We start from the raw sequence: 15,064 nt of genomic DNA, 5'->3' as shown, positions 1-15,064 counted from the left end.
CCAACCGCCACACGTGTTCGATTGCGATCTTAACGATGCACCGGCAGATTTTCACAAGTGAAACGAAACATCCACAGCTGCTTGCAGGCAGACAAGCACCCCGCGGCCGTCTGATTTCATTTCAGCCGGAACCGCTGGATCTTGCCGGATTCCGTTTTCGGCAGTGTCTCTGCAAAGATGATCGAGCGCGGATATTTGTAAGGCGCGATGATTGCCTTGACGTGATCCTGTAGAAGCTTCGCCATTGCATCGGAGGCGCTCGACGGATCGGCCAGCACCACATGCGCCTGCACGATATGACCGCGCTCTTCGTCCGCAACGCCGATGACGGCGCATTCCAGCACCGCATCGTGCTTCAACAAAGCAGCCTCCACCTCCGGTCCGGCAATATTGTAGCCGGCAGACACGATCATGTCGTCGGAGCGGGCAGCAAAATGGAAGAAACCGTCTTCATCCTGGGTAAAGCTGTCGCCAGTCAGGTTCCAGCCATCGCGCACATATTCCTTCTGGCGGCTATCGGCCATGTAGCGGCAGCCGATAGGCCCCTTGACCGCAAGCCGCCCGATTGTGCCGCGCGGCACCTCGTTCATAGCCTCATCGACGATTTTCGCCTGATAGCCGGTCAGCGGCCGGCCGGTGCAGGTGGGCTTCGCCTCGCCCAAGCGGTTGGAAATGAAGATATGCAGCATTTCCGTTGCGCCAATGCCATCGAGAATGGGCTTGCCGGTCTTTTGCGTCCATTCCTCGAAGACGGGTCCCGGCAGGGTCTCGCCGGCAGACACGGCAATGCGCAGCGATGAAAGATCGGCCTTGCCGTCTGCCATAGCCGCCAGCATGGCGCGGTAGGCGGTGGGAGCCGTGAAGCAGATCGTCGCCTTGTAGGTCTCGATGATCTCCATCATTTTCGGCGGCGTGGCATTTTCCAGAAGCGTGGCCGCCGCACCAAAGCGCAAGGGAAAGATGGCAAGCCCGCCAAGCCCGAATGTGAAGGCAAGCGGCGGCGAGCCGACGAACACGTCATTCTCGGTAACCGCGAGCACTTCTTTGGCATAGGCATCGGCGATCATCAGCAGATCGCGGTGGAAATGCATGGTGGCCTTGGCAATCCCGGTGGAGCCAGAGGTAAAGCCGAGCAGCGCCACATCATCACGACCGGTCCTGATCGCCTCGAAACGCACCGGCTTGTTGAGGGCCGCGCGATCCAGTTCGGCATCGTGATTGGCCGTGCCATCAAAGCCGATGACCTGCTTCAGGAAAGGGCTTTGCTTGGCAACCGCCACCAGCTCGTCCATCAGCCGCGTGTCGCAGAGCGCCAGCGAGATTTCGGCCTTGTCGATGGTCTTTGCCAGTTCGCCGGCCCGCAGCATCGGCATGGTATTGACCACCACGGCACCGGCCTTGGTGGCGGCAAGCCAGCAGGCGACCATGGCCGGATTGTTGGCGGAGCGGATCAACACCCGGTTGCCGGGCTTCAGACCGTAATCTTCCACCAGCGCCAGCGCGATGCGGTTGGTCCAGTCGGACAGTTCCTTGTAGGTGCGCCGGCGCCCATTGCCGATCAGCGCCGTATGATCGCCAAAACCCTTTTCGACCATACGGTCGGTCAGCTCGACTGCAGCGTTCAGATAATCCGGATAGTCAAAACCATCCATCAGAAGCTCCGGCCATTCCTCGAACGGCGGAAGATTATCGCGGGCAAACGTATCCACGTGACTGGTCGGTCCCAGCATCGTCAGTCCCCTATTTTACGAGTGCATGCCGTGGGTTTCCTCTCCCGCGAAAGCACTTTTGGTGAGGCTGTTTCCGCCTCTTATGGGCAAAGAATTGCATCAGAAACACCGACATGCAAGACAGAAATTTTAAGTTTGTAATAATTTTTGATACTCATCGCAAAACAATGGCCACCACCGCGCCGATGCGGACAACAACCTGTGGGGGCTGGCAGGAAGAGAAGTCATCGCTTTAGAATTGTCGTGTAGGTATGAAGCGACGGCAGACAGACCACTCTCGCCCGCCGCGCAGCATGGATTATCAGATGGCCCAGACCGACCTTTCCAACCAACAGACCTCCGAGTTCGAGATCGATAGTGCCGAGTTTGGCTTTGGCGCCCAGCTCAAGGTCATGGCTGGCGCTTTCTGGGCCACGAAGGTGCGCAACCGGGTGCTGCTGCTGACAATTGCGCTGCTGACCGTCATCCTGTCGACGGTCTACGGGCAGTACCGCCTTAACCACTGGAACACGCCTTTCTACAACGCCCTGGAACAGCGCGACCTGCCGGCCTTCCTGGAGCAGTTGCAGGTCTTCTTTATCATCGCCGGTGCCCTTCTGGTCCTCAACGTCATCCAGGCCTGGCTGAACCAGATGACAGCGCTTTACATGCGCGAGGGCCTGGCACGCGATCTGGTCGATCAGTGGATGATGCCGCGCCGGGCGCTGAAGCTCGCCAATATCGGCAAGATCGGCATCAATCCGGACCAGCGGCTGCATGAGGATGCCCGCAACCTGGCGGAATTGACGACGACGCTTGCCATCGGCCTCGTCAATTCCACCATTCTGCTTGCCAGCTTCATCGGCGTGCTGTGGATTATTTCCGCCGATTTCGCCTTCACCATAGAAGGCCGGGAAATCGCCATTCCCGGATATATGGTCTGGGCCGCCCTCATCTATGCCGCCACGGCCTCTGCGCTCAGCAAGCTGGTCGGACGCCGGTTGCCCGGCCTCAATACCGAGCGCTATTCCAAGGAAGCCGAACTGCGCTTTTCGTTGATGCACACCAACGAGAACCTGATGGCAATCACGGTGACCAATGGCGAAGAGAGCGAGCGCCGGCGCATCCAGCTGTCCATCACGGAAGTGCTTAAAATCATCCGGCGGCTGGCGCTGGCCTATACCAATCTCACCTGGGTCTCGGCCGGCTTCGGCTGGCTGACGACGATTGCACCGATCCTGATTGCAGCACCGGTCTATTTCAGCGGCAGCCTGACCTTCGGCGGGCTGATGATGGCGGTTGGCGCCTTCAACCAGGTCAACACAGCACTGCGCTGGTATGTCGACAATTTCCGGCCGATCGCTGACTGGAAGGCAGCACTCTACCGCGTGTCCGTCTTCCGTCGCGCATTGCAGGACATGGACCAGACGAGCGATGCACCCTCCGCCCTCAACGTGACATTGAACGACGAAGACCGGATGGTGATCCGCGATCTCGTCCTCTCGCCGCCGCCCACAGGCTCCAGTGCCGAGCGGGGGCTGCGGCTTGCCGGCGAAACCGTCATAGAGATGGGCGAGCGCGTGATGGTGAATGGTGATCCGCGCGCCAACCGGCATCTGCTGTTTCTAGCCATGGCGGGTCTATGGCAATGGGGCGAAGGCGAGATCCGCCTGCCGCCGCCCGGCGAAATGCTGTTCATTCCCCAGAAAGGTTATTTTCCCGATACCAGCCTGCGCGAAGTGATCACCTATCCGCATGCCGTGACAGCCTATGGCGACACCCAGCTGATGGCAGCGCTGGAACATGTTGGTCTTGAGCGGCTGGCCGACCGGTTGGATGCCCGTGACCGCTGGGAACGCGCGCTGGAAGAAGAGGACCAGGCGCGGCTGAGGCTTGCCCATGCCCTGCTCATCAAGCCCAAGTGGATCATCATCGATGATGCTCTTGAAACGCTGGATCCCGAAACCCAGAAGCAGATCACAACAATTTTGGACGAAATGAAAGCAACGGCAATCATCTATATTGGCCGTTCCGAGGCATTCCTGTCACTTTCTCCACGACCCGTGCATCTCTCCCCGCTTCATACGCAAGCCCCCTAATAAAGGGGGGTCTTAGCGACAACTTTGCGTTTTGTTATTCGTTTTCTAACGATTTGAATGCTAGGCATGGGAGACTATTGGTTCGCCGGAAGCAGACATGGCACACAGCTTTTTCGATCAACATGCGGAAGACCGTCGCTGTGAAGCTCTGGTCCCATACCGCATGAGCGGGCCGGAGAAGGAAGATGGTTTTGCTTCCATCTGTGAACTTGCCGCCCATTTATTCTCAAGCGACATGGCCTACGTGTCCCTGGTCGATGCCAATAAATGCTGGATCAAGTCTGCTGCAGGGCGCCATTTGACCAGCGGCGACAGACACAGTTCGCTTTGCAATTTCTCAATCCAAACCTCGAGCATTCTCGTCATTCTCGATACGCATCAAGACGAGCGGATGCGCGATCTGCCACCTGTGACCGCTGCACCCTTCATCCGGTTTTATGCCGGTGCACCGCTGATCACGGCAAACGGGGAGCGGATCGGCGCGCTTTGCATCGCCGACGAAACACCGCGCGCCGCGTTTTCTGAAGAAGAATGTGCGAATTTGGCCTTCATGGCGCGGCTGGTGATCGAGCGGATGGATTACCGTCGTCTGCAATTCCAGGCCAACATCGCCGTCGATTTCGTCAATGCGAGCGACCTTGCCATGGTTGCCGTCGATAAAAGCGGATGCATCCAGTTCATCAACGCCGCGATGTGCAACCTGTTCGGCTACAGCCATGCCGAGTTCGTCGGCCAGAATGTCGAGATGATCATTCCGAAGCGCTTTCATGAGGCGCATAAGGATAGTTTTGCCCGGACAGGCAATCCGGATGCGCCGAGCCTGACCGGCAAGAGCGTCGAGGTAACGGCCCGCCGGCGCAATGGCACCGAAGTGCCGATCGAGATCACGCTGTCGAACTGGGGGGATGATGCGCAGCACTGCATCGGCGCCATCATCAAGGATGTCTCGGCGCGCCGCGAACGCGATGCGCAACTGCTGCGGCTTGCCAATCACGACACGCTGACGGGCCTGCACAATCGGCACCGCTTCGAAGAACTTCTGCATGACGCATGCCTGACAGAAAGCCGCATCAGCCTGCTGCTGATCGAACTCGACGATTTCAGCGAGATCGGCGATCGTCTGGGTCAGGAGGTTTGCGACAGCCTGCTGCAGAATATTTCCGTCCGCCTGCCAATGGTTCTACCCAAGAACAGCGTCATTTCACGCATGGGCGAAACCCTGTTTGGGGCCTTTGTCGATACCCCGCTAGAGGCCGCAAAGCGCGATGCGCTGGTTCAGGCCGTGTTTGACGCCCTGGACACACCTTTCCAGATTGCCGGCCATCGGCTGAAGCTCAGCGCCAGCATCGGCCACGCCACCAGCGACACACAGCAGGATGGCCAGCAATTGCTGGCCAATGCCGATTTTGCCCTATGGAATGCCCGCAAGGCCGGCGGCCGCACGATCAGCAGCTATGATGGACAGGTGGAGCTTGCCGACCAGCAGCGTCGCGTCGCACGCGACGAGCTGTTGAGCGCCTTGCACGAACACCAGTTCGTGCTGCATTATCAACCGCAAGTTCTTCTGGAAACCGGCGAAGTGAGCGGCATCGAAGCCCTTATCCGCTGGCACCACCCGCAAAAGGGCCTGATCATGCCGGGAGACTTTCTCCCCGCACTGGAACAGAGCGCGCTCAGCCTCGATGTCGGCCTCTGGGTCCTCGGCGAGGCCATCCGCCAGTTGGGCGAATGGACGCAAGCCGGTCTTGTGCCGGTCAAGATGGGCATCAACCTCTTCCCATCGCAAATGCGCGGCAGCGATCTGGCCCGCGAAGTGTCGGACCTATGCCGCCTGCACGCGGTCGATCCGCGCTGGCTGGAGCTGGAAATTACCGAAACGGCCACGTTGCAGGATGAAGATCGCTCACTGGACCTGATCAACGAGCTGCGCGCACTCGGCATCGGGGTCGCCTTTGATGATTTCGGCACTGGCTATGCCTCGCTCGGATCACTGCAACGCTATCCGATCACCACGCTGAAGATCGACCGCAGCTTCGTACGCGACCTGATGACGCGCCAGCGCGATGCCTCGATCACCCGCGCCCTCATCATGCTGAGCAAGGATCTCGGCCTCAGCATCATTGCCGAAGGCATCGAGACGATGGAACAGCAGATCGCACTGCGCCTGATGGGCTGCGATTTCGGCCAGGGCTATCTGTTCGGCAAGGCCATGCCGGCGGATGATATCCGCAACATGCTGTCCAGCCGCAAACCGGTTGCAGGGCAAAAGAGAACCCGCCGCCGCTCCACCTGAAGCAGGCGGCACCATCTCCCTCCGGTCAATCGAGAAGCAGCCGCAACTGCACAGCCAACTCGCGTGCCGTATAGGGCTTTTTAAGCCAGCTGCCATCCGCCGCCAGCTGCTTGCCGGCAATGTCCGGTTCGGCATAACCGGAGGTAAAAAGGATACGGATATCCGGCCGCCGTTCGCGCACGACCTTGGCCAGCTGATCGCCAGACATGCCGGGCATGGCAATATCGGTAAACAAGAGCGCCACCTCGGGATGCGCATCCAGCACGTCGAGCGCCTCCAGCCCATTGCCGGCCTGATGAACGCTGTAGCCGGAGCTTTCCAACCGCGCCACGGCAACCCGGCGCACGCGCGGATCGTCCTCCACCACGAGGATGGTTTCCGTGCCGCCGGGGATCTCCGCGCGGGGTGCCATCCGGTCATCACCGCCTGCGCCGCCGGCAATCCCGGTCACGGCCGGCAGGAACAGGCGTATGCTGGTTCCCTGCCCCGTCTCGCTGTAGATCTGGATATGGCCGCCTGACTGGCGCACGAAACCATAGACCATGCTGAGGCCGAGCCCGGTGCCAGCGCCCATCGTTTTGGTGGTGAAGAAGGGTTCAAAAGCGCGGGTTTTCACCTCATCGGTCATGCCGCTGCCGGTATCGGTCACAGCCACCAGCACATAGTCGCCGGCCCGCAATTGCGGATACATCTGCGCATAATCGAAATCGAGATGCACGCGGCTGACCTCTATCGTCAGCTGGCCACCGTGCGGCATGGCATCACGCGCATTGAGCGTCAGGTTCAAAAGCGCGTTCTGCAATTGCGGTCCATCGACCAGAACCTCGTTTCCGCCACCGCGAATGACGGTGCGCAACTCGATGCGGTCGCCGATTGTGCGGCGGATCAGCTCGGAGAAATTCGAGATCATCTGGCCAAGATCGGTCATGCGCGGATTGAGCGGCTGGCGACGACCGAAGGCAAGCAATTGCCCCGTCAGCTTTGCGCCATCATCGGTTGCTCCTTGCGCTTCCTTCAACAGGACCTGCGCCTTGGGATCATGTACCTTCATCTCGAGCATTTCGAGATTGCCGCTGATAATGGTGAGAAGATTGTTGAAATCATGCGCCAGACCGCCGGTCAGCTGGCCGATGGCCTCCATCTTCTGGGCCTGGCGCAGTTCTTCCTCGATCTTGTGGCGGCTGGTCAGGTCACGGATGAAGCCGGTAAAGATGCGCTTGCCGTTGGAGACCGCCTCGCCGACCGCAAGCTCCATCGGAAACGTGCTGCGATCCTTGCGCAACCCCTTCACCACACGGCCAAGGCCGATGATGCGGCGCTGGCCGGTGGTCATATAGTTACGGATGTAGTCATCGTGACTGTCGCGGTCCGGCGACGGCATCAGAATGCTGACGTTGCGACCCTCGACCTCTGCGGCCTCATAACCGAAGAGGTCTTCGGCGGTCGAGGAGAAGGACGTAATGATGCCCGTTTCGTCGATCACCACCATGGCTTCCGGAACGGTCTGCAGGATCGAGCGGAAATGCGCCTCACGCACCGCAAGGCTTTCCTGCACGGTCGCTGCGGCGCGGAAATCCTCGTTCAGCTGCACAATCAGGGGACGCCCGTTCATCTCTGACAAAACCCAGCGGCTGAGCACCGAGATCCTATGGCCATCCTTGTGGCGATATTCGAGATTGGCCTTCCACGCTCCATCTGCCTGGATCCGCGTGACGATCTCATCGATCGACAGCGAGGGCATCGGGGCGAGCAGGCGAATGAAATCCTCGCCCTCCACCTCTTCGGCAGTCCAGCCGAACAGGTCGCGGCTGCCGGAACTCCAGTGGCAGATCATGCCACTGCCATCATGGGCAATGACATTGACCGGGTCGAGAAGAGACAAAAGACGAACCAGTTCGGAAGTCTGCGCGCCGCGATTGGTCTTCTCGTCCATCAAATCCTCTTGGTACCCCCGCGGGCGATCCATCAATGCGGCCAGACAGCCTGTCTCGTCTTTACGGCGCGCTCGCCGGCATCCTCATAACTATCGCCGTCGCCACACAGCGCAAGCAGTTTTCCGGGCTTTGCGATATCAAATGCGTGACGGCCATTCGGGCTGATAACACCGCGTGTGACCAACTTGGTGATGGTGCGCGACACCGTCTCGATGGTCAGGCCGAGATAGTCGGCCATATCCTGCCGACTCATCGGGAGCTGGACGGAACGGCCGATCTGCTGATCGCCATGCATGCGCTTTGCAATCAGCAACAGGAAGCTGCAAACGCGTTCCTCGGCACTCTTGCGCGACAGAAGCACCATCTGGTCCTGTGCGGCAGCCATTTCGTCACACATCAGCGCGAAAAGCTGCGGGCGAAGCTCGGGGGAATTTTCCAGCGCATCGCGAAAGTTCTTCTTGGTGACGCGGCGAACCTTGACTGGTGTAACCGCTTCGGCGCTGTAGATATAGACGTCCTTCAGCGACAGGCCGACCATGTCTCCCGCATAGAGAAAACCGGTAATGACCCGGCGACCATCGCCGATGATCTTGAAAATTCTCAAGACTCCTTCGCTGATCTCGAAGATGTGCTGAGCGCGATCGCCCTGCCAGAACAGGCCTTCGCCTATATCCAGGCTTTCGCGGGGGACAGTGGAAAACAGTTCGTCCAGCGTCGTCAGTTGCGGCTTCATCGTCGCCATGGGGGCGAAAGCGGAATGTGCGGTGTGAGCTGTCGAAAGCATGTGCGTCCCTCTGTCTTGGTGTCCAAACTATGGCGGTTGGCGGTGACAGAAGGATGCCGGGCATGTTACGGTCGGTTGAATCGTGTAACAGTTTGTAACAGCGCATTTTGCAGTCTGGTTAGTGGAATGACGAAGCTCGAACGGCGGTCGGACCGAATCCTTATTGTGGATGACGATCCCCGCATCCGCCAAATGGTCAGCCGGTATTTCGAGGACGAGGGCTTTGTGGTGATTGGCGCGGCCGATGGCGCATCCATGCGCCGGGCGCTTGCCGATCATGTCGTCGACCTGATCCTGCTGGATCTCGTGCTGCCCAATAGCGAAGACGGCCTTGCCCTGGCACGCGAAGTGCGCACGACATCGGACGTGCCGATCGTCATGCTGACCGGTCGCGACGACGTGGTGGATCGCATTATCGGGCTGGAGGTCGGCGCCGATGATTACATCCCCAAGCCCTTCCACCTGCGCGAGGTGCTGGCCCGCGTGCGCAGCATCCTGCGCCGCCGCCGGCCAGTTGAAACACCGCAACAGGATCTGGGCCAGGTTCTGGCTTTCGATGGCTGGCGCCTGGAGATCAGCCGGCGCCGGCTGCTCAACCCGGACGATCAGGAAATTGAACTGACCACGGGCGAATTCGACATGCTGGCGGTCATGGTCCGCAATGCCGGCCGGGTTCTGACACGCGAAATGCTGATGGACCAGACGCGTGGCCGGCAATTGGAGGCCTTTGACCGCGCCATCGATGCGCAGATTGCCAGGTTGCGCAAGAAGATCGAGAGCGATCCGGCGCATCCAACCTTCATCCGTTCAGTGCGCGGCGTGGGTTACATCTTCACCGGCGAAGCAGGCCAATCAGGCACGGCTGAGGCACGCGGCGCCTGAAACGCGCACCCTTCATGCCTGAATGATATCACGCCGGCAGATGCATTTCGGCACATCCGGCCATGGCAGCCAGAGCCTGCAACCGATCCCGAAGGGCCTCCCGCACGCCCTCTTCATCCAGAACGGTTGCCACCACATGCAGCGGAACATCCAGAATGGGGCCGTTCTCGCTCTGGCGAAAGATCGCCAGGCACACGCCCTTCAGATAGCCAAGAGTATTGACACAGACCAGCAGGCGTTCGGTGGTATTGCCATCACCATTGGCCTTGATGATGCGGCGACAAAAGCCTCGCCAATGCGGCAGATCTGAAATCACCTCAGACGCATCGACCAGCGGATAGGCGCGATCGACCTGGGCAACCGTCATATCGGACACCTGATAAGCGGAACTCATTGGCCTTCCTTCGGAGGGCTTCCCCTTCCCCTGGCGCAGGGACATCCCCCATATCCTTGCGCAATTCATCGAAGAGAAGATCTAGCCGCAAAACCGATGTCAGACTTTGCGCAGAATCAACCGCGACAAATTTACCGACGAAAAATGCAGGGACGTTTCCTACCCGGCAAGCTTCGACAGAACAGGTGTTTCCAGCAACTGGCCGGTCGATACATCGGCAATACCGCGATCCGTCTGATGCGGTCCGGCATTGCAGGCAAGCGTTGCACCAAAACAGGCCTTGAACACCAGGTAAGGCGGTTGCCAGTCGATGATGCCGTCCATAGCCTCGCGAATGCCGGCAAAGCCCTGCGCCACTTCGGCCACGCCCATATCGGAAACGAGGCCGGCGAGCGGCAGGGCCAGAAGCGCCTTCACTTCGCCGCCCGCCGCAACGGCGAGACCGCCGCCTGCGGCAATCACTGCATTGGCAGCCGCTGCCATGTCTTCGGGGTCACGGCCAAAAACTGTGAGGTTATGGCTGTCATGCGAGACAGTGGTGGCGAAAGCACCGCGCCACTCTCCCCAGCCGGTGAGGAAGCCGACACGCGGCCTTGCATCGGCCAGACCGTGGCGATGCGCAACCGCAATCAGCGTCGCATCTGGCGGCGGCACTACGACACCATCCACGACCTCTGCCGTTGCCTCGCCCCATTGCGTGAAGCGCGGCCGGTCGATGGTTGCGACCTGAACGGCGGAACCACCGGCGAAAACCTGGAAATCGGCAGAGGTCAGCGGCTCGAGCTTCATCGTTTCGGTCAGAACGAGCGTGTCGGTGGCGGACGGCGGCGACAGGAGCGCACCGCCGGCTGCCACTTCGCGGCCCGAGACGAAGACGCGCCGCGCCTCGAAACTGGACAGGTCTTCAAACAGCACAAGATCCGCCCGGCGACCGGGCGCGATCACGCCGAGATCGGGACGACCAAGCCGGCGTGCTGCGTTGATCGTAGCGGCCTGCAGCGCCCATTCCGGTCGCATGCCATAGCCGACAAGGCGGCGCACCACATCGTCGAGACCGCCGGCGGCGTAAAGATCGTCGGGGAAGACATCGTCAGTACACAGCGTCACCGTTTGCGGCAGATGGCCAAGCCGGTTCAGCGCTTCGACAAATTCGGGCAGAAGATGGTCATGGCTGCCGCGAAGCTCGATGGTGAGGCCAGCGCGCAGCTTTTCCATCAGGTCATCGGCCGAGACCAGTTCGTGATCGGATGTCACGCCCGCCGCGATAAAAGCCTGAAGATCGGCACCCGAGAGACCGCGAGCATGGCCGCAGATCAGCTTCTGCGTCTCGAGCCCCGCCTGGATAATGCCTTCCATGCGCGCATCGCCTTCGATGATGCCGCGCATGTTCATCATTTCGGCAATGCCGGCAATATCCGGCCGCGCCAGAAGCTCGGCCAGTTCCTGCGGCCCGAAATCGGCACCGGCCATTTCAAGGCCCGGCGCCGACGGCACCGAGGAGGGTGCAAGCAGGATGACGCGCAGCGCCAGATCGATTGCCGCATCGGCGGCCCAGTTGACGCCCGCAATTCCCAGCACATTGCCGAATTCATGCGGGTCCCAGACGACGGTAGTGACACCGCGCGGCACGACAGCCTGCGCATAGGCCGAAGGAGTGACCATAGAGCTTTCGATATGCATATGCGTATCGATAAGACCCGGTGCGATGAAGGCGCCGCTGGCATTGATGATGGTCGCGCTGTCAGCGCGCGAACCCGGCGCATGGACGCTAGCGATCATCGGCCCAACAAGCCCGATATCGGCAAGCCGCAATTCACCGGTCACCACGTCCACCACTGTGCCGCCACGCAACAGCACGTCGAAGGCAACATCGCCGCGTGCCGCCTGCACCGCACGATGGCGCAATTCCGGCAGGTTGATATCGAATAGCTCAAAGGGACGGGTCATCGGGATGCTTCGTTTCTGAGGCTGTCGAGAATGAGGCGGCGGGCGGCCTCCACATCGATATCGACGGCATAGGAGGCGTTGAAAGGTTGGCGGCCGCTGCGCGTTTCCACCACGGTGCGGCCACGCGTGTGCAGGCCCTGCAATTCCACATCGAGCCGCGCCTCGCGCCAGGTGACGAGATCTTCGCGCACGAAACAAACGGCGGCAACCGCATCATAGAGCGACATGGCGTGGCGACCGCGCTGGATGGCGATATCGATGAAACCGGAGAGAAGATCGGCGATCAGGTCCGCATTGCGCCCACCGGCAGCCCGCACCGGCTCGACATCGGCGGGCGTGGCAAGAACCTTGCGGCAGAGGTCAAGATCAACCATGCGCAAGGGCAGGCCATGGACGATGACGATGGCAACAGCTTCCGGATCGGCCAGCGCATTGAATTCGGCAGAGGCGGTGTGATTGCCGCTGGTGACACCGCCGCCCATCCAGACCAGCTCATCGATGCGGGCGGCAAGATCCGGGCGGGCAAGGCAAAGCGCCGCCAGATTGGTGAGAGGACCAAGCGCCAGGATACGGTGAGGACCATCAGCTGTTAGAAAGCGGCAGAGGGCATCAAAGGCCGTTTCCGCCTGCATCTCAGCGTGTACCTGCGGCAGGCGCTGGCCCGCCGTCGGCATTCCGTGATCGCCCAGAATGCCCTGCGCGGTTTCCAGAACACCCAGCACGGGCAGCGCGCGGCCACGATAGACCGGAAATGTCCAGCCGAAGGCATGCGCCGCACCGGCGGCATTCTCTTCAACCTGCGCCAGCGGCGCATTGCCAAACACGAGCGAGAGGCCAGAGATCGGATCGCCTGCATGGCAAGCCACAAGAATGGCCGCGATGTCATCGAAACCGATGTCGCTATCGATCCACACGGCCATCAGCACGGCCTCCCGGATGAAAGACAAAGAGATGCGCCGCACGCGACATCCTGGAAAGGATCTGAAACCAGGAAAACCGCGCGCGGCAACCCGGACAATCCCGCCGCTGAGGGGATGGACCGGGGTATGCTCAAGTAGCCTCGCAGTGAGGCAGAACCGGCAATGACGGGAGATCTGTGTGTCTGCATCCTCTTAAATAGCTTGAGCAAGGCGGAAATGCGACCACGGACAAAGGCGACAAGGACGAAGCGTTGAGCGCTCATGAGGGCTGTCCCTGATCGGATGGTTGCACGGCGGGGCCGGATGACTGGCGGATGACCAGCTGCATCGGAACGCACTCGCGCGCAGCCATGACGGTGCCTAAAGGTGACAGCTCGCCACGCGGTATGGCCTCGATCGCTTGCGTCAGCGCGGTCACGGCCAGTTGCGCCACCTCCGTTGCATTCAGGCGCATCGTTGTAATCCCCGGCGTGACGACGGAAGCCCAGACTAGGTCGTCAAACCCGGTCACGCTTGCCGCAGCCGGCACAGCAATGCCGGCCACCTGCAATTCCGTCAGCGCCCGAAGCGCCGTCAGATCCGACAGGGTCGCAATCGCAGTGAACCCTTGCGCGACGCGCGCGACGAGACCGAGCGGACAGCCGGGGCCGAGGTTCGCTTCGAGCTTTTCGATCCAGACGGTCTCGGTGATGCTTCCATCACCGAGACCTTCCTTCAACCCTCCAATGCGGTCCGCCTGGACATTGGAGAGCGGACTTGTGCCGACCAGTAGAACCCGACGATGGCCAAGGCTTGCGAGATGCGCGCCCATCTGGCGCCCACCATCCCAGTGATCAGCAGAGACCGTATTGCCGGGCGTCGAGGGGGAATCGATCACGGCCACAGGACAGCCGATGTCGGAGACCCGCGTACCGCGCCGGGGAATGACCACCATTCCATCGACACCACGATCGATCAGCCGGGCAATCGCCTGGGTCTGGCCATCGACCTCGCCGCGCGAATCGCCGATCAGCACGCCATAACCGCGCATGGATGCCGCCTGCTCGATGGCCTGGGCGATTTGCGGAAACAGCGGATTGCCGATATCCGGCAGAACCAGGCCGATGACGCCGCTGCGCCCGGTGCGCAGGGCGCGCCCGGCGACACTCGGCACATAGCCCAGCATATCGGCCTTGGCGCGGATGCGCTCGGCCAGTTCCGGCGACACACGCCCCTTGCCGGACAGGGCATTGGAAACGGTGGCGACCGATACGCCGAGGGCACCGGCAAGCAGCGCCAATTTGGGTTTTTCAGGCTTCATGGCAGGCCAAGATTGATTAATCGTTTAAGCGATAATGGTAAAATAACGGCCTGTCGAGAGCACCGCCATAAAAGTACGATTTTATGCAGCACCCGTGGCAGGAGGGCAGCAGAGACAAATCTTAAGCAGATACTTAATTTGCATGAATTTTAGGCGACTGGCTTGCCAAGCGTTTTGCACTGCGGCATCAGTAGCCGCATGCTGCACAGTGACCTCACCATCCTTGTCCTCGATGAGAACGCAATCCGCGCCTCCATCATCGAGGAAGGCTTGCGCGAGGCCGGGCATCACCGGGTGACCGTCATTCACGAGGTGAATGGCGTGGCACGCATCATCGACACGCTACGGCCGGATGTCATCATCATCGATATCGAAAATCCCAATCGCGACATGATGGAACACCTGTTCCAGTTGACGCGCGCCGTATCGCGCCCGATTGCCATGTTCGTCGATCGCTCCGATACCGCCTCGATCGAAGCCGCTGTCGAGGCGGGCGTATCCGCCTATATCGTCGACGGACTGAAGAAGGAGCGGGTAAAGCCGATCCTCGACATGACGGTGTCGCGCTTCAATGCCTTCAGCCGCCTGCAACGGGAACTGGCGGATGCGCGCTCGGCGCTGGAAGACCGCAAGGTCATCGAACGCGCCAAGGGCATTTTGATGAAAATGCGCGGCCTGTCTGAGGAAGATGCCTTCGGACTGCTGCGCCAGACGGCCATGAATGAAAAAAAGAAGATGTCCGAGATCGCCCAGAGCGTGGTCACGGCTGCAGGGCTGCTGATGTGATGCGCAAGAGTGCATA

11 protein-coding genes are annotated in these 15,064 nt (G+C 60.5%); 4 read left to right on the top strand and 7 right to left on the bottom strand.

The window, feature by feature from the left end:
- Positions 1 to 116: 116 nt before the first annotated feature.
- Positions 117 to 1,730 (bottom strand): AMP-binding protein, encoded by a 1,614-nt coding sequence (locus tag E8M77_RS14665; RefSeq protein ID WP_137131384.1) that lies wholly within the window; start codon positions 1,728 to 1,730, stop codon positions 117 to 119.
- A 305-nt stretch (positions 1,731 to 2,035) separates the two neighbouring features.
- Here E8M77_RS14665 and E8M77_RS14660 point away from each other — a divergent pair, with 305 nt between their 5' ends.
- Positions 2,036 to 3,808 (top strand): ABC transporter ATP-binding protein/permease, encoded by a 1,773-nt coding sequence (locus E8M77_RS14660; protein WP_137131383.1) that lies wholly within the window; start codon positions 2,036 to 2,038, stop codon positions 3,806 to 3,808.
- Positions 3,809 to 3,905: 97 nt separating this feature from the next.
- Positions 3,906 to 6,101, top strand: coding sequence for an EAL domain-containing protein (locus tag E8M77_RS14655; protein ID WP_137131382.1), 2,196 nt, complete (start codon positions 3,906 to 3,908; stop codon positions 6,099 to 6,101).
- A 25-nt stretch (positions 6,102 to 6,126) separates the two neighbouring features.
- Here the strand turns inward: E8M77_RS14655 and E8M77_RS14650 are convergent, their stop codons facing one another.
- Positions 6,127 to 8,034: a PAS domain S-box protein gene (locus E8M77_RS14650; RefSeq protein ID WP_137131381.1), complete on the bottom strand. Its 1,908-nt coding sequence runs from the start codon at positions 8,032 to 8,034 to the stop codon at positions 6,127 to 6,129.
- Between the two features lie 32 nt (positions 8,035 to 8,066).
- A complete protein-coding gene (locus E8M77_RS14645; RefSeq protein WP_246659271.1) occupies positions 8,067 to 8,819 on the bottom strand; it encodes a helix-turn-helix domain-containing protein in 753 nt (250 codons plus the stop codon).
- 126 nt (positions 8,820 to 8,945) lie between these two features.
- On the opposite strand from E8M77_RS14645, the gene E8M77_RS14640 reads away from it, so the two are divergent.
- Positions 8,946 to 9,701, top strand: coding sequence for a response regulator (locus E8M77_RS14640; RefSeq protein ID WP_137131380.1), 756 nt, complete (start codon positions 8,946 to 8,948; stop codon positions 9,699 to 9,701).
- A 28-nt stretch (positions 9,702 to 9,729) separates the two neighbouring features.
- On the opposite strand, the gene E8M77_RS14635 is transcribed toward E8M77_RS14640, so the two are convergent.
- The 4 genes from E8M77_RS14635 to E8M77_RS14620 all read right to left on the bottom strand — a co-directional run bounded on the left by E8M77_RS14635 (position 9,730) and on the right by E8M77_RS14620 (position 14,262).
- A complete protein-coding gene (locus tag E8M77_RS14635) occupies positions 9,730 to 10,095 on the bottom strand; it encodes a hypothetical protein (protein WP_137131379.1) in 366 nt (121 codons plus the stop codon).
- Positions 10,096 to 10,254: 159 nt separating this feature from the next.
- A complete protein-coding gene (locus tag E8M77_RS14630) occupies positions 10,255 to 12,042 on the bottom strand; it encodes an adenine deaminase C-terminal domain-containing protein (RefSeq protein WP_137131378.1) in 1,788 nt (595 codons plus the stop codon).
- Entirely contained in the window at positions 12,039 to 12,962 is a 924-nt protein-coding gene (locus E8M77_RS14625; protein ID WP_137131762.1) for a nucleoside hydrolase, read from the bottom strand. The genes E8M77_RS14630 and E8M77_RS14625 overlap by 4 nt, the downstream gene beginning before the upstream one ends.
- A 259-nt stretch (positions 12,963 to 13,221) precedes the next feature.
- Positions 13,222 to 14,262 carry a LacI family DNA-binding transcriptional regulator gene (locus E8M77_RS14620; protein WP_137131377.1) on the bottom strand — a complete coding sequence of 347 codons (1,041 nt, stop codon included), beginning with the start codon at positions 14,260 to 14,262 and terminating at the stop codon, positions 13,222 to 13,224.
- Between the two features lie 198 nt (positions 14,263 to 14,460).
- On the opposite strand from E8M77_RS14620, the gene E8M77_RS14615 reads away from it, so the two are divergent.
- The gene (locus E8M77_RS14615; protein ID WP_137131761.1) at positions 14,461 to 15,048 is read left to right on the top strand and encodes an ANTAR domain-containing response regulator; all 588 of its coding nucleotides are present in this window, start codon (positions 14,461 to 14,463) and stop codon (positions 15,046 to 15,048) included.
- Positions 15,049 to 15,064: the final 16 nt, after the last annotated feature.

Source organism: Rhizobium sp. FY34 (genome assembly GCF_005222845.1).
GTDB lineage: Bacteria > Pseudomonadota > Alphaproteobacteria > Rhizobiales > Rhizobiaceae > Neorhizobium.
Note: the sequence above shows the minus strand (reverse complement) of the source record. Positions and strands in the feature narration are given on the sequence as shown.

Bases quoted from the DNA above. Each gene is read 5' to 3' on its own strand.
- E8M77_RS14665 (WP_137131384.1), bottom strand. From the start codon at position 1,730: ATGCTGGGACCGACCAGTCACGTGGATACGTTTGCCCGCGATAATCTT.
- E8M77_RS14660 (WP_137131383.1), top strand. From the start codon at position 2,036: ATGGCCCAGACCGACCTTTCCAACCAACAGACCTCCGAGTTCGAGATC.
- E8M77_RS14655 (WP_137131382.1), top strand. From the start codon at position 3,906: ATGGCACACAGCTTTTTCGATCAACATGCGGAAGACCGTCGCTGTGAA.
- E8M77_RS14650 (WP_137131381.1), bottom strand. From the start codon at position 8,034: ATGGACGAGAAGACCAATCGCGGCGCGCAGACTTCCGAACTGGTTCGT.
- E8M77_RS14645 (WP_246659271.1), bottom strand. From the start codon at position 8,819: ATGCTTTCGACAGCTCACACCGCACATTCCGCTTTCGCCCCCATGGCG.
- E8M77_RS14640 (WP_137131380.1), top strand. From the start codon at position 8,946: ATGACGAAGCTCGAACGGCGGTCGGACCGAATCCTTATTGTGGATGAC.
- E8M77_RS14635 (WP_137131379.1), bottom strand. From the start codon at position 10,095: ATGAGTTCCGCTTATCAGGTGTCCGATATGACGGTTGCCCAGGTCGAT.
- E8M77_RS14630 (WP_137131378.1), bottom strand. From the start codon at position 12,042: ATGACCCGTCCCTTTGAGCTATTCGATATCAACCTGCCGGAATTGCGC.
- E8M77_RS14625 (WP_137131762.1), bottom strand. From the start codon at position 12,962: ATGGCCGTGTGGATCGATAGCGACATCGGTTTCGATGACATCGCGGCC.
- E8M77_RS14620 (WP_137131377.1), bottom strand. From the start codon at position 14,262: ATGAAGCCTGAAAAACCCAAATTGGCGCTGCTTGCCGGTGCCCTCGGC.
- E8M77_RS14615 (WP_137131761.1), top strand. From the start codon at position 14,461: ATGCTGCACAGTGACCTCACCATCCTTGTCCTCGATGAGAACGCAATC.